Consider the following 16,837-nt stretch of genomic DNA (forward strand, 5'->3'; position numbering starts at 1 on the left):
TCACCCAAGCTGCGCTAGCCAGCAGGCTGGCAAGCTTCGCTAACCCTCTCCCCTTTCCAGGGGAGAGGGGAAGAAGAAGCAATACTGAATGTCGATCCGCCCTAAGACTAAGGGAGAGACTATGACCATAGCCGCCCCACCCCACCTCCGTTCAGCCTGAGCGAAGTCGAAGGCCACGCCCCGACCTCGCCCCAATTGTCAGCAGCCCTAGCCGGAAATCTCCGCCCCCTCGCCCGCAAGTTCCGCCACCGGCATCAACTTCGTCAGCGGCCGCGCCGCCTGTTCGCCGATCGGCGGCTGTTCGATGCTCTTGCCGCCGGTGTCGATGTTCAACGCCTCGAACCGGCGGGCGCTGGTCAGGACCTGGCTCTCCAGGCTGCCGACAAAGGCGTTATAGGCGGTCATCGCGGTGTCGAGATTCTTGCCCAGCTTCGACACATGCCCGCCCATCACGGCAAGGCGCGCGTACAGCTCCTTGCCCAGCGCGCCGATCTGCCGCGCTTCCTGCGCCAGCTTTTCCTGTCGCCACACCGCAGCCACCGTCCGCGCGATCGCGATCAGGTTCGTTGGCGTCGCCAACAGCACCCGCTTGTCGAAGGCGAAGTCCCACAGCGTCGGGTCATGTTCCAGCGCCGCCGACAGGAAATGCTCGCCCGGCACGAACATGATGACATAATCGGGGGCGTCGTCGAACTGGTTCCAATAGCTCTTATTGCCCAACCCGTTCACATGCGCGCGCATCGCGGCGGCATGGCGCGACAGGCCCGCCAGCCGCTCGACCTCGTCGACCGCGCCGAACGCGTCCTGATAGTCGTTGAGCGACACCTTGGCGTCGATGACCAGCGCCTTGCCGCCGGGCACGCGTACGATCGCATCGGGGCGCAGCCGGCCGCCCTCGCCGTCCGCGACGCTGACCTCGGTCTGGAAATCGGCATGTTCGGACAGGCCGCAGCTTTCGAGCACGTTGCGCAGTTGCTGCTCGCCCCAGCGCCCGCGCGCCTTGGGGGCGTTGCGCAGCGCGTTGACCAGCTTGGCCGCCTCGCCCGAGACGCGCTCCTGGCCGATCCGCATCGCCTCGATCTGGCCCTTCAGCTCGCCAAATGCGTCGCGACGCTCGTCCTCGACCTTGCGCACCCCTTCCTCATAGCGTTGCAGCCGCTGGTGGACGGGATCGAGCAAGGCCTTGAGCGTCTGACCCGAGGCTTCCTCCGACTGGCGGAAGCGCGCCTCGGCGCGTTCCAGGAATTGCCGCTGCGCGACTTCGAGCGCGCGTGCTGCCGCCTCGCCGAACTGGCTGTTGATCTGCTCGCGTGCCTGGCCCAGCGCCTCGAGCGCTTGGGCATGCGCGGCCTCGCGCTCCTGCGACCGGGCGCGCAGCTCGGCCAGTTCGCGAAGCGCCGCATTGCGCTCGGCCTCCACGGCGTCGCGCGCGGCGCGGATCATGTCGAGGTCGGCGGCGCGCCCGCGCAACTCCGCCAGCGCCTGGAGCGCATCGCTCTTGTCACGCTCGGCGGCGTCACGGGCGGCGCGCAAGGGATCGACCTCGGCCGCGCGCGCCTTGGCCGTCGCCAGCTCCCCCGCCAGCCCGTCGGCCTTGCGCCGGGCCGCCAGCCATCCGGCCAGTCCGCCCAGCAACAGCGCCAGCAGCGCGACGGCAATCAATTCGGGCATTGTCACAACCTGTCAGAACCAAAGAACAGGCCGGAACATAGATCGAACGGGCCCGAACGAACAGGCCCATTCGCGCGAAAGGGATCAGCCCTTGCGCATCTTGTTGAGCTTGCGCATCAGCATGTCGCGCTTCAACCGGCTGACATGGTCGATGAACAGCACGCCGTTCAGATGGTCGATCTCATGCTGCATGCAGGTGGCGAGCAGTCCGTCGAGTTCGGCCTCATGCGCCTCGCCCTTTTCGTCCAGCCACTTCACCTGACAGCGCGCGGGCCGCTTCACCTCGGCATATTGCTCGGGGATCGACAGGCAGCCCTCATTATAGCTGGACAGTTCGTCGCTGACCGACAGGATCTCGGGATTGATATAGGCGCGCGGGTTCTTGACCGGCTTGCCCTCTTCATCCTCTTCTTCCTGAAGGTCGATGACCAGCACGCGCTTGTCGACGCCGACCTGGATCGCCGCCAGGCCGATGCCGTGCGCGTCGTACATGGTATCGATCATGTCGGTGACGAGCTGGCGCACGCCGTCGTCCACCGCCTCCACCGGCTTGGAGACGAGACGCAGACGGGGGTCGGGAACTTCGACGATCGGAAGAATGGCCATGACGGTTTCGCTACGGCGCATGGGCAAAAGCGTCAAGCCGGGGCGTCAGACCACAGGCCGGCGCGCACGCAGGGCCTGGGCCAGCGTCCCTTCGTCCAGATAGTCCAGCTCGCCGCCGACCGGCAGGCCATGCGCCAGTTGGGTCACGCGGACCGGGAAGCGCTCGATCCGCTCGGCGATGTAATGCGCCGTCGTCTGCCCCTCCAGCGTGGCGTTCATCGCCAGCACCACCTCGTCGATGCCGCCGCCCTCGATCCGGCGGACGAGCGCGTCGATCGCCAGGTCTTCGGGCCGCACGCCCTCCAGCGCGGACAAGCGGCCGCCCAGCACATGGAAGCGCCCCGGAAACAGCCGCGACCGCTCCAGCGCCCAGAGGTCCGCCACCTCCTCGACCACGCAGAGCGCGCCCGCGTCGCGCCGGGGATCGGCACAGATCGCGCACGGGTTCGCGGTGTCGATATTGCCGCAGGTCGAACAGGTCTCCAGCCGCTCCTCGACCGCCGCCAGCGCCGACAGCAACGGGGCCAGCGCCGCCTCGCGCTTCTTGAGCAGGTGCAGGACCGCGCGCCGCGCCGAACGGGGGCCAAGGCCGGGGATGCGCGCCAGCGCCTGGGCCAGCGCCTCGATCTCGGGGGATGCCATGGGGAACAGATAGGGGGTTGCGCGCCGTCCCGCCAGCGCAGAGAGGCATTGCCATGCGGATCATCTTCATGGGCACGCCGGGCTTTGCCGTCCCGGTCCTGGAAGCCCTGGCGCAGGCCGGGCATGACATCGTCGCCAGCTATAGCCAGCCGCCCCGCCCCGGCGGGCGGCGCGGGCGGCAACTGGTCGCCTCACCGGTGCAGCAGGCGGCCGAGGCACTGGGCATCCCCGTCCTCACCCCCGTGTCGTTGCGCGGCGAGGAGGAACAGGCGCGGTTCGCCGCGCACGCCGCCGATGTCGCGGTGGTCGCCGCCTATGGCCTGATCCTGCCCAGGCCGATCCTGGCCGCGCCGCGCCTCGGCTGCCTGAACGTCCATGGCTCGCTGCTGCCCCGGTGGCGCGGCGCCGCGCCGATCCAGCGGGCGATCCTGGCGGGGGATGCGGTGACCGGCGTCGGCATCATGCAGATGGAGGCGGGGCTCGACACCGGCCCGGTCAAGCTGGAGGACGCCACCCCGATCGGGCGGAAGACGACCGGCGAGCTGACCGACGAGCTGGCGGCGATGGGGGCGCGGCTGATGGTCCGGGTGCTGGAAGACCCCGATCGCTATCCTGCGCGGACGCAGCTTGAGGAGGGCGTGACCTATGCCGCCAAGATCGACAAGGCGGAGACACGGATCGACTTCACCCGCCCCGCCGTCGAGGTCGAGCGACAGGTCCGTGCGTTCAACCCGGCACCGGGCGCGTGGTTCGAGGTCGCGGGGGAGAGGGTCAAGCTGCTCGCCGCCGAGCCGGTCGAGGCCGAAGGGGCCCCCGGCGCGGTGCTGGACGATTCGCTGACCATCGCGTGCGGCGAAGGCGCGCTGCGCGCCGTCTCGGTCCAGCGGGCGGGACGCGGCGTGTCGAGCGCGGACGAGCTGCTGCGCGGCTTTGCGATCCCGGCGGGAACGCGGCTTTGACGCGTTTCGCGCTGACGGTCGAATTTGACGGGCGGCCCTTCATGGGCTGGCAGCGCCAGTCGCATGGGCCGAGCGTGCAGCAGGCGCTGGAGGATGCGATCCATGCCGTGACCGGCGAGCGCACCGCCGTCCATGCCGCCGGGCGCACCGATGCGGGGGTGCACGGCCTGGCGATGCGCGCGCATGTCGATATCGCCAAGGACATCGCGCCCTTCCGTCTGATGGAGGCGATCAACGCGCGCATCCGACCCAATCCGGTGGCGGTGCTGGACTGCGTCACGGTGGCCGACGACTGGCATGCGCGCTTTTCGTGCATCCGCCGTTCTTACGAATATCGCATCGTCAACCGCCGCGCCCCCCTGACCCATGAGGCGGGGCTGGCGTGGCAGGTGCCCCAGCCGCTGGACGAGGCCGCGATGGCCGAGGCGGCCTCCCGGCTGGTCGGGCGGCACGACTTCACGACCTTCCGCTCGGTCCATTGCCAGGCGGACAGTCCGGTCCGCACACTCGACCTGCTGTCGGTCGAGCGGGTCGATGCCCGCCTTTATATCCGCGCCGCCGCCCGGTCCTTCCTGCATCATCAGGTGCGTTCGATGGTCGGCTGTCTCGCGCTGGTCGGCATGGGCCGCTGGACGCCGGACGATGTCGAGGCGGCACTGCTCGCCCGCGACCGCGCGCAGCTGGGGCTGAACGCGCCGTCGGACGGGCTGTTCTTCGTCGCGGCCGATTATCCCTCGGACGGCTGACGCACGAAGCGCGCCGCCAGCTCGACATGGGTGGACCAGCGGAACTGGCCCACCGGCTGCACCCATTCCAGCTGCCAGCCCTGGTCGACCATCTCGCGGGCGTCGCGCGCGAAGCTGGCCGGGTTGCACGAGACATAGGCGACCGAGGCGACATTGGCGCTGGCCAGCGCCGCCGCCTGATCGCGTGCGCCCGCGCGCGGCGGGTCGAGCACGATCGCGTCGAAACGGTCCAGCTCCGCCTTGGTCAGCGGGCGGCGATACAGGTCGCGATGCTCGGCAAAGACCGGCCGCCCCTGCGCATTGGCGGCCCCCTTGAGCGACAGGATCGCGTCGCGCGCACCCTCGGCCGCATAGACCTTGCCGGGCAGCGCCAACGCGAAGGTGCCGAGCCCGGCGAACAGGTCGGCGGTCGTGCGCGGCCGGCCTACCGCTTCGCGCACCGCCGAGACCAGTGCGGCCTCGCCATCGCGCGTCGCCTGGAGAAAGGCGCCGGGCGGCAGGGGCACGCCCACGCCGCCGAGCGTCACCGTCACCGGCTCGGGCTCCCAGCGCGTCTCCGGGCCCAGCCCGTCATCGACCGCGAATCGCGCGACGCCGTGCCGCTCGCAAAAACCGATGATCGTCTCCGCCGCTTCGAGGCCATCCGGCGAGAAATTGGTGACGAGGACGTCCGCCCCCTGGTCCGCCAGCGTCAGGTGCACGTCGCCGCGCCGCTTGAACCCCAGCCGCTGGAGCAGCGCGCGCAGGGGTGCGACCAGCGCGAACAGTATGGGGTCGAGGATATGGCATTCGGCGATGTCGACGATCGCGTGGCTCTTTTCCTCCGAAAAGCCGATCATCACGCGCCCGCCCTTCGCCTCGGCATGCAGCGTCGCGCGACGGCGGCTGCGCGGCGGCGAGACATGAGTGGCACGAAGCGGCGCGGCCAGCCCCTGCGCGTCCAGCGCGGAGGCGACCCGATCGGTGACGAAGGCGGCATAGCTTTCGTCGTCCAGATGCTGGAGCTGGCATCCGCCGCAGCGGGGGAAGTGACCGCAGGGCGGCTCCTGGTGATGCGGGCCGGGCGTGACGGTGCCGTCCGCCTCCAGCAGGTCGCCGGGGGCGGCAAAGGCGGCGTGGCGGCCGTTTTCGGTCACGCCGTCGCCGCGTGCGGCAACGCGGATGATGATATCGCTCATGCGATCAGCCTCTGACGGCGGAAAGCGCGTCTGCCAAGTCGTCGGCGATGAAAGCCGCCCCGCAACGCCGCGCCGCCTCGGCATGAAGCCACACGCCCGCCGCCGCCGCCTCGAACGGATCGAGCCCGGCCGCCAGCATCGCGCCGACCGCGCCCGCCAGCACGTCGCCGGTCCCCGCGGTCGACAGCCAGGAATTGGCCTCCGGGCACAGGATGGTGCGGCCATCAGGCGCGGCGATGACCGTGTCGGCGCCCTTATGGACGACGACCGCCCCGGTCCGCTCGGCCGCCCGGCGGGTGCGATCGGGCTTGCTGCCGGGGCCATCGCCGAACAGATGGCTGAACTCGCCGCCATGCGGGGTCAGGATCTTGGGGCCGATATGCTGCCCCAGCGCGTCGGCATCGATCAGCCGCAGCGCATCGCCATCGACGACCAGCGGACGACCGCTGCCCAGCGCCGCCGCCAGCCGGGCGCTGGCGGCGCCATCCCGGCCCAGGCCGGGGCCGATGACAATCGCGCCGATCCGCTGCTCGTCCAGTGCTTCGGGCGCATAGTCGCGGCGGACGATGGCATGCGGATGCACGACGGCGGACGCCCCTGCGCTCAAATGAAGGACATAGCCCGCCCCGGCGCGGAGGGCTGCGGTGGCGGCGAGTTCCGACGCTCCCGCCATGCTCCCCGCCACCACAGCGACCATGCCACGGCTATATTTGTGCGATCGGGCGTCGGGCTCGGGCAAAGCGGGGCGATCCAGCACATGGGTCGTGCCCTCGACCGGCACGCCGATATCGAGCAGCCGCACCTGCCCCATCCGACCGGCGGCGGGTTGCAACAGATGCGAGGGCTTCACCGCCCCCAGCGCCAGCGTCACGTCGAAGCGGGGCACCTCGCCCCCTATCGCGCCGTCATCGCTTGCGACCCCGCTGGGCATGTCCACCGCGATGGCGAGCCAGGCCTCGCCCGCCAGCCGCGCCAGCGCCGCCTGCACCACGGGATCGAGCGCCCGCGACAGGCCGATCCCGAACAGCGCATCGACCAGCACTGGCGCAGGACGCGCCGTGGCCAGCAGCTCGACCGGGCCATCCCAAAGCGCGCGAGCCCAGCGCGCACCGTCGCTGCGCGGCTCGTCGCTCGCCGCGACCCGGACGGCGACGCCCAGATGTTTCAGCGTGGCGGCGGCGACATAGCCGTCCCCGCCATTATTGCCGGGGCCGCACAGGACCAGAACCTCGCGCGGACCCGCGAGCCGGGCCACGGCCTGGGCCACCGCTTCTCCCGCACGCCGCATCAGCGCGGTCGGGTCGAGGCCCGATGCAAAGACCGCCGCCTCGGCCGCGCGCATCGCCTCGGCGGTCAGGACGGTGCGGCCAGCGATCGGGATCATCGCGCGCCGACCGTAGCAGGCAGGCGATAGCGGTCGGGGCCGATGGCGATCTCGATCTCCCGATCGCCCGCGATCGTGACCTGCGCCGGAAGCGCGCCATCGGCGGCGGCGACGCCGTGACCGTCCTGCGTCACTTTAAGCCGCCGGAATCCGCCATCGGAATGGCGAAGGGTCAGGATCACCGCATCGCCCGCCGCCGATTGCTCGACGGTACAGTCCTGCGAAAATCGCGCGCTCCCCGCCCGGGCACAGGCAATGGCGAGACCGGGCTTTTGGGCCGGAGCGGCGGCGGCGGCGTCATCCCCGGCCTGGCCATCGCTCCGCCCCGAACATCCGGCCAGCGCCAGGGCGCCGGCCAGACAGACGGACTCAGATATCCGCATAGACATGGCGCTCGGACTTGGCGCCGGGATGGGTGACGGCGCCCTGGTGCGCCGGGCCGACATTCTGGGCATAGCGCCACAACACGCCGGACTGGTAATCGTTCATGCGCGGGGTCCAACGGGCGCGGCGCTCAGCCAGCACATCTTCGGCCACGTCCAGGTCGATCGTCCCCGCCTCGGCATCGATGCGGATGGTGTCGCCATTCTCGACCAGCGCGATCGGGCCGCCATCGGCCGCCTCGGGCCCGACATGGCCGATGCAGAAGCCGCGCGTGCCGCCCGAGAAGCGCCCGTCGGTGATGAGCGCGACCTTCTCGCCCAGCCCCTGGCCATAGAGCGCGGCGGTGGTCGACAGCATCTCGCGCATCCCCGGACCGCCCTTGGGCCCTTCATAGCGGATGACGACCACGGTGCCGTCGATGATCTCGCGCGCCTCGACGGCGGCGAACGCCTCTTCCTCGCAATCGAACACGCGCGCGGTGCCTTCGAACTGGAGGCGCTTCATGCCCGCCACCTTCACGATCGCCCCCTCGGGCGCCAGGCTGCCGCGCAGGCCCACGACGCCGCCGGTCGGCGTGATCGGGGTCTTCACGTCATAGATGACCTTCTGGTCGGGGTTCCACGTCACCTCGTCGATATTCTCGGCCAGCGTCTTGCCGGTGACGGTGATGCAGTCGCCGTGCAGATAGCCGCCCGCCAGCAGCGTCTTCATCAGCATATAGACGCCGCCCGCCTCGTACATGTCCTTGGCGACATAGCGGCCGCCGGGCTTGAGGTCGGCGATATAGGGGGTGGTCTTGAAGATTTCGGCCACGTCGAACAGGTCGAAGTCGATCCCCGCCTCGTTCGCCATCGCGGGCAGGTGAAGCCCGGCATTGGTCGAGCCGCCGGTCGCGGCGACGACGCGCGCGGCATTCTCAAAGGCTTCGCGGGTGCAGATGTCGCGCGGGCGCAGGTTGCGCGCGACCAACTCCATCACCTGCTCGCCCGCCGCCTCGGCAATGCCGTGACGGTCGAGGAAGGGCGCGGGCATCATGTTGCTGTTGGGCAGCGACAGGCCGATCGCCTCGCCGACGCACGCCATGGTGTTGGCGGTGAACTGGCCGCCACAGGCGCCGTGGCCGGGGCAGGCGACCTTTTCCAGCGCGATCAGGTCATGGAGCGGACAATTGCCCGCCGCATGCTGGCCGACCGCCTCGAACACGTCGACCACGGTCACGTCACGGTCCTGGTGGCGGCCGGGCAGGATCGAGCCGCCATAGACGAAGATCGACGGCACGTTCAGGCGCAGCATCGCCATCATCATGCCGGGCAGCGACTTGTCGCACCCGGCAAAGCCGACCAGCGCGTCATAACAATGGCCGCGCACCGACAGCTCGACCGAATCCGCGATGACCTCTCGGCTGACCAGCGAGGACTTCATCCCCTGATGGCCCATCGCGATGCCGTCGGTCACGGTGATGGTGTTGAACCGGCGCGGCATGCCGCCGCCGCGGATCACCCCGCCCTGCGCGGCATCGGCCTGCGCATCGAGGGTGGTGTTGCAGGGGGCGGAATTGTTACCCGCACTCGCCAGCGCGACGAACGGCTTGGCGATATCCTCTTCCTGGATACCCATGGCGTAGTAATAGCTGCGGTGCGGCGCACGCTCCGGGCCGACGGAAACGTGGCGGGACGGCAGGCGGGACTTGTCGAATTGGCGTGTCATGACGCAGCCCTATGTCGCCAGACACCCCGCCCACGCAAGCAAATTTCGCGAGCCATGCCATCGACGGGGCTTTTCGCACCCCGTCGGAACGGTCAGAGCGACCCCAGCGCCTTGGCCACGCCGTCCATGGTGAACGGCTTTTGCAAGCGTGGGCGGTCGCGGAAGCGTTCGTCCACCGCATCGTCCGACCCGCCGGTCGCGAAGACGAAGGGCACGCCGCGCGCCGCCAACGCTTCGGCGACGGGGGTGCTCTTCTGGCCGCCCCGCAGGTTGACGTCGAGGATGGCGGCGTCGATACCCCCCTCGGCCACCCGGGCCAGCGCGTCGTCGACGCTGTCCACGGTGCCCGCGACCTGTTTGTCGAGGACGTCCAGAAAGTCCTCCAGCATCATGGCGATCAGGGGTTCGTCCTCGACGATGAGGATCTGCACGGGCTCTGTCATCGGCACCGCCATATCATGCTTTGCGTCATCCGCCAGCCGCTTGTTGCGCCAGCGCGATCTGCGTGGCCTCGGCAAGCTGCTGGACTGAGAAGGGTTTGGGCAGGAAACCGACATTGGGCAGGGTGATCGATTTGCGCAGCTGTTCCTCGGCATAGCCCGACATGAACAGCACGGCCAGGTCGGGATAGCGTTTGCGGACCAGCCCGACCATCGTCGGCCCGTCCATGGTCGGCATGACCACGTCGGAGATCAGCAGGTCGGGCTTGCCATGCCTGTCGAGCATGTCGAGCGCCGCCTCGCCATTTTCCGCCGACAGGACGGTATAGCCCTGCCGGGTCAGCGCGCGTTCGGCAACCGCGCGGACCATGTCCTCGTCCTCGACCAGCAGGATCGTGCCCGAACCCCAGGGCGTCGGCGCAGGCAGAGCCGGTTTGACCTCCACCGCCTTGCCGACGGGCACAGCCGGGGCCGCATGGACCGGCAGATAGATGGAGAAGCGCGCCCCCCCGCCCGATGGCGATTCGGCGAAGATATAGCCGCCCGATTGCTTGATGATGCCATAGACGGTCGACAGGCCCAGCCCGGTCCCCTTCCCCATTTCCTTGGTGGTGAAGAAGGGTTCGAAGATCTTGGGCAGGATCTCGACCGGAATGCCCGTGCCGTTGTCGCTGATGATGAGCGCGGTATAGTCGGCGGCGGGCAGGATGTCGTGGTTCATCGCGCGCACGTCGGCCATCGAGACACCGCGGGTCTGGATGGTCAGGATGCCGCCGCCCGCCGGTTCATTCTCCAGGATCGCGTCGCGCGCATTGACCGCCAGGTTGACGACTACCTGCTCCAGCTGCCCCGGATCGGCGCGGATCGGGCCCAGGTTGCGGCCATGGCTGACGTCCAGCCGGACGCGTTCGCCCAGCAGCCGCTTGAGCAGGTTCGATACCTCGGACACGACATCGGGCAGTTGCAGGATCTGCGGGCGCAGCGTCTGCTGGCGGGAAAAGGCCAGCAACTGGCGGGTCAGGCTCGCCGCGCGGTTGGAGTTGGTGCGAATCTGCTGGATGTCGTCATAATCGCTGTCTCCGGGCGAATGGCGCATCAGCATCAGGTCGCAATGCCCGATGATCGCGGTCAGGATGTTGTTGAAGTCATGCGCGACGCCGCCCGCCAGCTGGCCGACCGCCTGCATCTTGGTCGCCTGCGCCACTTCGCGCTTGAGGCGACTTTCCTCGGAATTGTCCTTCAGGCTCAACAGCACGGCGGCATCACCCAGCCCGCGCGCGCCCGCGATGGTCAGCGCGACGGGTTCCTCGGGATGATCCTTCAGCCGGACCGCCATGTCGGCGGAATGGGTCGCCCCCCCGGCAAAGCGGCGAATCGCGTCCGCCACCGCCGCCTTGTCCTCGCGCACCACCAGGTCGCCCGGATAGAGCGGCGGCTGCCCGCCATTCACCCCGGCCGCGCGCATGAAGGCGGAGTTCATCTGGAGGAACCGCCCGTCCCGGTCGACCAGCGCGATGCCGAACGGCATCAGCGAGACGAGCCCACGGACATGGTTGCCCGCATTCGCCCCGGTGGGCGCGACCATCTGCTGCTCTTCGTCCAGCAGGACGACCAGCATCGGCGCGCCCTCGCCCTCGACAAAGGGGATTTGCAGGATGCGCAGGCTGTGCTGGGTCGCCGCATCCTTTTCGGCGACGAACCGGATCTGGCCGGAGGGGCTGTGGGCGAGGAAGGTCGCGAAGTCGCGGCCGACGATCGACTCCATCTCGCCGCCCATCGCCCGCGCGCACAGCACCCGGTTGGCGGCCCGGACGCGGCCATCGGGAGCGATCAGCGCCGCCATGATCCCCGCCGCGCCCAGCCGGTCGCCATGGATGCCGCCGATCAGTTGCTCGACCGTCTCGGCCAGGTCCTGCTCCTCGGCGATGGCGAAGCGCCAGACCAGCAGGTCCGCCTCGTCCCCCGACCGGGTGACCAGCACCGACAGCTCAGTGCCCATCACCCCGATCCGGTCGGCCCGGCCCAGTCCGTCGCGCCACGCCGTCCGCCCCGCCTGGGCCAGCGCCTCGACGCACGGGCCGTCCAGCGGGACGCCCGGCGGGGTCGGCATGCCGGGAAACAGCGCGGCATAGGCCTCGTTGGCGCAGACCAGACGCCCGGCGCGGTCGGTCACCGCGATCGCGTCATGGCTGGCATCGGCGACGACGCGCGCGAAATCCCAGTCGATCGTGCGCCGCATCTCCTGCGCGCGCGGGCTGAGCAGCCGCCACATGACGAGGATGGCCAGCATCAGCAGCGCGGTCGCCAGAAAGCCGGCCGCGACGATCCAGTTCCGGATCGCGAAGAACATCAACCCCGCCGCCGCCGTACCGCCCAGGGTCGAGACGAGCGCGGCGGCACGGACGGGGGACAGGGTTTCGGAAGACGCGATCGCCATGGTGCGACTCATCGTCCGCCGACGGGGCATGGGTCAAGCGCGATCCTGAACCATGCCCCCATGCGGGGCCCGCTTACCAGATGCGGACGCGCTGCGCCGGGGTCAGCGCCATCTTGTCGGTCGGCTTGACGCCGAACGCCTTGTACCAGGGGTCGAGGTTGCGGACGGTCAGCACCCGCTCATGGCCGGGCGAATGCGGATCGGACAGCAGCGCCTGTTGCAGCGCGGGGTCGCGCCACTTGGTCCGCCACACCTGCGCCCAACCATAATAGAAGCGCTGGTCGCCGGTCGTCCCGTCGATGATCGGCGCGGGCTTGCCGCCCAGCGACTTGTGATAGGCGTCGAGCGCCACGGTCAGACCCGCCAGGTCGGCGATATTCTCGCCCAGCGTCAGGCCGCCCTGGACATGCTGTCCGGGCAGCGGCTCATAGCCGTCATATTGCTTCACCAGCGCGTCGGTGAAGGTCTTGAACCGCGCCACGTCCTGCGGCGTCCACCAGTCGGTCAGCTTGCCGGTCGCGTCATATTTGCGGCCCTGATCGTCGAAATGGTGGCTGATCTCATGCCCGATCACCGCGCCGATACCGCCATAGTTCACCGCCGGATCAGCCTTCGGATCGAAGAAGGGCGGCTGGAGGATCGCCGCCGGGAAGACGATCTCGTTCATCGGCGGGTTGGCATAGGCGTTGATCGTCATCGGCGTCATGAACCATTCGCCGCGATCGATCGGCTGGCCCAGCTTGTTGAGATCACGCTGGAACTCGAAGGCATTGGCGCGTGCGACATTGCCGACCAGATCGTTCCGGTCGATCCGAAGCCCCGAATAATCCTTCCACTTGTCGGGATAGCCGATCTTGGGCGTGAAGGCGGCGAGCTTGGCCAGCGCCTTCTGCTTGGTCTCGGGCGCCATCCATTCCAGATCGCGCAGCCGGTCGCCCATCGCGGAGATCAGGTTCCGGACCAGCGCGTCGGCGGCGGCCTTCGATTCCGGCGGGAAATATTTGGCGACATATTGCTTGCCGACCTCTTCGCCCAGCCCGTTGGAGACGAGGCCGACGCCGCGCTTCCACCGCGCCTGCTGCTCGGGCGTGCCCGACAGGGTGGTGCCGTAGAAGGCGAAGTTGGTCTTGTCGAAGTCGCTCGACAGATAGCCCGCATAGCTGCGTAGGACCTTCAGCATCGCATAGTCCTGAAGGACGTTCAGCGGCGTCTCGCTATACAGCTTGGCCTCGCCGATGATCGCGCTGGGCTGCGCGACCAGATAGGCGGGGCGACCCGCAATACCCAGCGTCTGCATATATTGCGCCCAGGGGAAGCCCGGCGCCTTGGCGGTAAAGTCCGCCGCCAACCACTTGTTATAGGTCTTGTCCGCGTCGCGGCTTTCGATCCGGGTCCAGTGGACGCCCGCCAGCGCCTTTTCGAAGTTGAACACGGCCGCCGCGCGCGCCTCGGCATTGGGCTCGCCCGCCAGCGTCAGCATCCTGGCGAGATAGGCCTGATAGGCGGTGCGGATCGTCGCCAGCTTGGCGTCGTCCTTCAGATAATAATCGCGGTCGGGCAGACCGAGCCCGCTCTGGCCGAAATTGGCGATATAGGTGTCAGGCGCCTTGTCGTCCTGGCCGATATAGACGCCGAACGGCGCGCCGACGCCCTGCCGCTGGAGCTTGGCCATCTCGACCGCCAGCGCGTCGCGGCTCTGGGTCGCGCGGATCTGGTTCAGCCACGGCTTGACGGGCGCGACGCCCTTGGCGTTGACCGCCGCCTCATCCATGAAGCTGGTATAGAAATCGCCGACCTTGTCGCCCGGCCGCTTGGCCGCGTCGTCCAGGATGGTGCGGGTCTGCTCGAGCGAGCGGTCCTGCAGGACGTGGAACATGCCATAGGAGGAGCGATCGGCGGGGATCGTCGTGGTCTTGTACCAGGTGCCGTTGGCATAGTCGAAGAAATCGTCACCCGGCTTCACCGTGGTGTCGCGGCCCGCCATGTCGAAGCCGAAATCGCCGATTTCGGGGCCATTCTTGGCATGCGGCTTGACCGGGCCGACGGCGGCCTTGTCGACGGGGTTTTGGGTCTGGGCGAAAGCGGGAGTAATCGCGGTGGACAGAAGAGCGGCGACCAGCAGAGAGCGCATCGAAATTCCCGAACAGGACAGTGATGCGACGGTTGTAGCGGGACGACACGGCTAGTCAAACCGTTAGAAACCCACGCCAAACCGATATACCGCTATCAAATTGCGGGCGATCTCAGCCGGTTGCGCCATTTGCGCGCGATCCACAGCCGCCAGCCCAGCGCCGACCCGGCATAGCCGACCACCGCGCAGGACGCGGTCAGGACGCACAGCCCCAGGCCAAAGGCGGGCCCCTGCTCCCACAACCAGTGAAAGGCGCTGAGCGCCCATTGCAGCCATCCGGTCGCGGCCTCGGCCACCGGCTGGGTGTTGATCGGCGTCTCGCTGCGCAACAGGAACGTGCCGATGCGATAGGCGATGACCCAGATGATCGGGGTGGTCAGCGGGTTGGTGATGAAGGTGGTCAGCGCCGCGACCGGCACATTGGCGCGGAACGGCAGCGCGAAGACCGCCGCGATCGCGATCTGCGCGACCGGGAACAGGAAACCCGCCACCACGCCCAGCGCGACGCCGCGCGGCACCGACCGCCGGGTGAAACGCCACAGCTCGGGTGCCAGCACGCGGTGCGCGACCGGTCGGAGCAGCCGGTTGCTCTCCATTGAATCGCGGGTCGGCATGTTGCGCCGGACCCAGTTCATCGTCCGGCCCCACATCGTCGGCGCGGCCGTGGCCATCAGCCGCGATCGCGCAGGATACGGCCCTGCTCGCGCTTCCAGTCGCGTTCCTTGATCGAATCGCGCTTGTCGTGCGCCTTCTTGCCCTTCGCCAAAGCCAGCTCCACCTTCGCGCGACCGCGCGAGTTGAAATAGATCATCAGCGGCACCAGGGTCATCCCCTCGCGCGCCACCGCACCGTGGAGCTTGTTTATTTCGCGCTCATGAAGGAGCAATTTACGCGGCCGCTTGGCTTCGTGGTTGAAGCGGTTGCCGTGGCTGAATTCGGGCACGTTGGAATTGACCAGCCAGACCTCCTCGCCGCGCACCTCGGCATAGGATTCCGCGATCGATCCCTCGCCGAAGCGAAGCGATTTCACCTCGGTCCCGGTCAGGGCGATACCGGCCTCATAGGTCGTCTCGATGGCGTAGTCGAAGCGGGCGCGCCGGTTCTCGGCGACGATCTTCTTCTTGTCGAATGTCTGGGGTTTCGGGCGCATGGACGGAGCGATGTAGGCGTTCGCGTCCGCCATGAAAAGCCGCTCGCTGTGCAATGTCCCGTTTCCGGGCGTTCCCCGCCTGTGCCATCCCGCGACAGGACTGGCCCCGGGTGGAATGGCGGCGCAAAGGCGCGGGCATGGGCCGGACACGCAAGCATCGATCGCTCTCCCGCATATGGCGCCTGGGCGTCGCCTGTACCGCACTGGCGATGGTCGGCGCCTGTGGCGGCGGCGCGGCGGACGGCGACCCGGTGATCGTGACGCCCACGCCCGTCCCCTCGCCCACCCCGACCGCGACCCCCACGCCGAGCGCGGGTGGATGGTGGCGGCCCGAGCGGACGCTCAGCTGGCAATGGCAGCTCAGCGGGACGCTCAATACCGGCTATGCCGTCGCCGCCTATGATATCGACCTGTTCGACAGTTCGGCCACGACGATCGCCGATCTCCATCGTCAGGGGCGACGCGTGATCTGTTACTTCTCGGCGGGCAGTTCGGAAAACTGGCGCCCCGACGACGCGCAATTCGCCAGCGGCGACCGCGGCAAGGCGCTGTCCGGCTGGGCGGGCGAACGCTGGCTTCGGATCGATTCGGCCGGCGTCCGCAAGGTGATGGCTGCGCGGCTCGATCTGGCGAGGGCCAAGGGCTGCGACGCGGTCGAGCCGGACAATGTCGATGGCTATGCCAATGACAACGGGCTCGGGCTGACCGCCGCGATGCAGCTCGACTATAACCGCTTCCTCGCCGCCGAGGCGCATGGCCGGGGGCTGGCGATCGGGCTCAAGAACGACACCGACCAGATCGCCGCGCTGCAACCCGCCTTCGACTTCGCACTCAACGAGCAATGCCATGAATTCTCGGAATGCGGCGGCTATTCGGCCTTTCTCGATGCCGGAAAGCCGGTGCTGGTCGCCGAATATGCCGACCGCTATCGCAGCAACAGCGGCGGCGCGCGCGACGCGATGTGCGCGGCCTCGCGCCAGCAGGGGGTCCGCACGCTGGTCCTCGCGCTGGCGCTGGACGACAGCTATCGCTTCAGTTGCGACAACGCGCGCCCAGCGGGATCTTGAGGCGGATCATCGCGCGGTTGCTGGGAAAGCCGCCGACGCCCCCTTGCTCGACCTCCGCCGACAGGGTCCCGACGCCGGGGATTTCGGTACGCGCCGTGGGCAGGGTCAGGGGCGAGGAACGGTCCGGGATCGGCCGCAACCGATAGCTTTCGGACGACCGCCCGCACACCACGACATCGCCGCCCGCATCGTCCGCCGGACAGCGGCCGGTGGAGGGGCGCCTGGGCGCGGGCAGGACCGGGCCCGCCACTGCCCCGGCTTGCAAGGCCATCATCACCGCGATCCACATCGGCCGACCTTTCCCTGATCTCGGGCAAAGGTCGGCGATGATTGCG

Annotated in this window: 16 protein-coding genes; 3 read left to right on the top strand and 13 right to left on the bottom strand. The window is 68.7% G+C overall.

Annotated features, from left to right (window positions below):
* Positions 1-207 precede the first annotated feature (207 nt).
* The 3 genes from rmuC to recR form a co-directional block, all read right to left on the bottom strand.
* Positions 208-1,671 (bottom strand): DNA recombination protein RmuC, encoded by a 1,464-nt coding sequence (gene rmuC / locus ACFX59_RS07705; RefSeq protein ID WP_387431210.1) that lies wholly within the window; start codon positions 1,669-1,671, stop codon positions 208-210.
* An 84-nt stretch (positions 1,672-1,755) separates the two neighbouring features.
* Positions 1,756-2,277 carry a peptide deformylase gene (gene def, locus ACFX59_RS07710; RefSeq protein ID WP_309695892.1) on the bottom strand — a complete coding sequence of 174 codons (522 nt, stop codon included), beginning with the start codon at positions 2,275-2,277 and terminating at the stop codon, positions 1,756-1,758.
* Between the two features lie 45 nt (positions 2,278-2,322).
* Positions 2,323-2,919 carry a recombination mediator RecR gene (recR, locus tag ACFX59_RS07715; RefSeq protein WP_387431212.1) on the bottom strand — a complete coding sequence of 199 codons (597 nt, stop codon included), beginning with the start codon at positions 2,917-2,919 and terminating at the stop codon, positions 2,323-2,325.
* A 53-nt stretch (positions 2,920-2,972) separates the two neighbouring features.
* On the opposite strand from recR, the gene fmt reads away from it, so the two are divergent.
* Together fmt and truA are read left to right on the top strand one after the other, a co-directional pair.
* Positions 2,973-3,878 carry a methionyl-tRNA formyltransferase gene (gene fmt, locus ACFX59_RS07720; RefSeq protein ID WP_387431215.1) on the top strand — a complete coding sequence of 302 codons (906 nt, stop codon included), beginning with the start codon at positions 2,973-2,975 and terminating at the stop codon, positions 3,876-3,878.
* The gene (truA, locus tag ACFX59_RS07725) at positions 3,875-4,624 is read left to right on the top strand and encodes a tRNA pseudouridine(38-40) synthase TruA (protein ID WP_387431217.1); all 750 of its coding nucleotides are present in this window, start codon (positions 3,875-3,877) and stop codon (positions 4,622-4,624) included. The genes fmt and truA overlap by 4 nt, the downstream gene beginning before the upstream one ends.
* On the opposite strand, the gene ACFX59_RS07730 is transcribed toward truA, so the two are convergent.
* The 9 genes from ACFX59_RS07730 to smpB all read right to left on the bottom strand — a co-directional run bounded on the left by ACFX59_RS07730 (position 4,606) and on the right by smpB (position 15,435).
* Positions 4,606-5,802 carry a class I SAM-dependent RNA methyltransferase gene (locus tag ACFX59_RS07730; RefSeq protein ID WP_309695898.1) on the bottom strand — a complete coding sequence of 399 codons (1,197 nt, stop codon included), beginning with the start codon at positions 5,800-5,802 and terminating at the stop codon, positions 4,606-4,608. The genes truA and ACFX59_RS07730 overlap by 19 nt on opposite strands.
* A gap of 4 nt (positions 5,803-5,806) precedes the next feature.
* Positions 5,807-7,186, bottom strand: coding sequence for an NAD(P)H-hydrate dehydratase (locus ACFX59_RS07735; protein WP_387431220.1), 1,380 nt, complete (start codon positions 7,184-7,186; stop codon positions 5,807-5,809).
* Positions 7,183-7,569 (bottom strand): hypothetical protein, encoded by a 387-nt coding sequence (locus tag ACFX59_RS07740; protein ID WP_387431222.1) that lies wholly within the window; start codon positions 7,567-7,569, stop codon positions 7,183-7,185. Before ACFX59_RS07740 ends, ACFX59_RS07735 begins: the two co-directional genes overlap by 4 nt.
* Positions 7,556-9,277 (bottom strand): dihydroxy-acid dehydratase, encoded by a 1,722-nt coding sequence (gene ilvD, locus ACFX59_RS07745; RefSeq protein ID WP_387431224.1) that lies wholly within the window; start codon positions 9,275-9,277, stop codon positions 7,556-7,558. Before ilvD ends, ACFX59_RS07740 begins: the two co-directional genes overlap by 14 nt.
* Positions 9,278-9,369: 92 nt before the next feature.
* A complete protein-coding gene (locus ACFX59_RS07750; RefSeq protein ID WP_307099237.1) occupies positions 9,370-9,720 on the bottom strand; it encodes a response regulator in 351 nt (116 codons plus the stop codon).
* Between the two features lie 25 nt (positions 9,721-9,745).
* On the bottom strand, positions 9,746-12,154 hold the full coding sequence (locus ACFX59_RS07755) for a response regulator (RefSeq protein ID WP_387431226.1): 2,409 nt from the start codon (positions 12,152-12,154) through the stop codon (positions 9,746-9,748).
* A gap of 73 nt (positions 12,155-12,227) precedes the next feature.
* Positions 12,228-14,285 (bottom strand): M13 family metallopeptidase, encoded by a 2,058-nt coding sequence (locus tag ACFX59_RS07760; protein WP_387431228.1) that lies wholly within the window; start codon positions 14,283-14,285, stop codon positions 12,228-12,230.
* A gap of 95 nt (positions 14,286-14,380) precedes the next feature.
* Positions 14,381-14,956 carry a DUF2062 domain-containing protein gene (locus ACFX59_RS07765; RefSeq protein WP_387431231.1) on the bottom strand — a complete coding sequence of 192 codons (576 nt, stop codon included), beginning with the start codon at positions 14,954-14,956 and terminating at the stop codon, positions 14,381-14,383.
* A complete protein-coding gene (smpB, locus tag ACFX59_RS07770; RefSeq protein WP_007403364.1) occupies positions 14,956-15,435 on the bottom strand; it encodes an SsrA-binding protein SmpB in 480 nt (159 codons plus the stop codon). The genes ACFX59_RS07765 and smpB overlap by 1 nt, the downstream gene beginning before the upstream one ends.
* A 137-nt stretch (positions 15,436-15,572) precedes the next feature.
* Between smpB and ACFX59_RS07775 the strand changes: the two genes are divergently transcribed.
* Entirely contained in the window at positions 15,573-16,502 is a 930-nt protein-coding gene (locus ACFX59_RS07775) for an endo alpha-1,4 polygalactosaminidase (protein WP_387431234.1), read from the top strand.
* Here ACFX59_RS07775 and ACFX59_RS07780 read toward each other — a convergent pair.
* Complete coding sequence (locus tag ACFX59_RS07780) at positions 16,468-16,776, bottom strand: 5'-nucleotidase (protein ID WP_387431236.1); 309 nt, start codon at positions 16,774-16,776, stop codon at positions 16,468-16,470. The genes ACFX59_RS07775 and ACFX59_RS07780 overlap by 35 nt on opposite strands.
* Positions 16,777-16,837: the final 61 nt, after the last annotated feature.

Source organism: Sphingomonas sp. NCPPB 2930 (assembly GCF_042867205.1).
In the GTDB taxonomy this organism is placed as follows: domain Bacteria; phylum Pseudomonadota; class Alphaproteobacteria; order Sphingomonadales; family Sphingomonadaceae; genus Sphingomonas.

What these genes read in the sequence shown, in the direction of transcription:
- ACFX59_RS07750 (WP_307099237.1), bottom strand. Translation starts at nt 9,720, where the DNA reads ATGACAGAGCCCGTGCAGATCCTCATCGTCGAGGACGAACCCCTGATC.
- def (WP_309695892.1), bottom strand. Translation starts at nt 2,277, where the DNA reads ATGGCCATTCTTCCGATCGTCGAAGTTCCCGACCCCCGTCTGCGTCTC.
- ACFX59_RS07755 (WP_387431226.1), bottom strand. Translation starts at nt 12,154, where the DNA reads ATGGCGATCGCGTCTTCCGAAACCCTGTCCCCCGTCCGTGCCGCCGCG.
- ACFX59_RS07760 (WP_387431228.1), bottom strand. Translation starts at nt 14,285, where the DNA reads ATGCGCTCTCTGCTGGTCGCCGCTCTTCTGTCCACCGCGATTACTCCC.
- smpB (WP_007403364.1), bottom strand. Translation starts at nt 15,435, where the DNA reads ATGCGCCCGAAACCCCAGACATTCGACAAGAAGAAGATCGTCGCCGAG.
- recR (WP_387431212.1), bottom strand. Translation starts at nt 2,919, where the DNA reads ATGGCATCCCCCGAGATCGAGGCGCTGGCCCAGGCGCTGGCGCGCATC.
- ACFX59_RS07775 (WP_387431234.1), top strand. Translation starts at nt 15,573, where the DNA reads ATGGGCCGGACACGCAAGCATCGATCGCTCTCCCGCATATGGCGCCTG.
- rmuC (WP_387431210.1), bottom strand. Translation starts at nt 1,671, where the DNA reads ATGCCCGAATTGATTGCCGTCGCGCTGCTGGCGCTGTTGCTGGGCGGA.
- ACFX59_RS07735 (WP_387431220.1), bottom strand. Translation starts at nt 7,186, where the DNA reads ATGATCCCGATCGCTGGCCGCACCGTCCTGACCGCCGAGGCGATGCGC.
- ilvD (WP_387431224.1), bottom strand. Translation starts at nt 9,277, where the DNA reads ATGACACGCCAATTCGACAAGTCCCGCCTGCCGTCCCGCCACGTTTCC.
- fmt (WP_387431215.1), top strand. Translation starts at nt 2,973, where the DNA reads ATGCGGATCATCTTCATGGGCACGCCGGGCTTTGCCGTCCCGGTCCTG.
- ACFX59_RS07740 (WP_387431222.1), bottom strand. Translation starts at nt 7,569, where the DNA reads ATGCGGATATCTGAGTCCGTCTGTCTGGCCGGCGCCCTGGCGCTGGCC.
- ACFX59_RS07730 (WP_309695898.1), bottom strand. Translation starts at nt 5,802, where the DNA reads ATGAGCGATATCATCATCCGCGTTGCCGCACGCGGCGACGGCGTGACC.
- ACFX59_RS07780 (WP_387431236.1), bottom strand. Translation starts at nt 16,776, where the DNA reads ATGATGGCCTTGCAAGCCGGGGCAGTGGCGGGCCCGGTCCTGCCCGCG.
- ACFX59_RS07765 (WP_387431231.1), bottom strand. Translation starts at nt 14,956, where the DNA reads ATGGCCACGGCCGCGCCGACGATGTGGGGCCGGACGATGAACTGGGTC.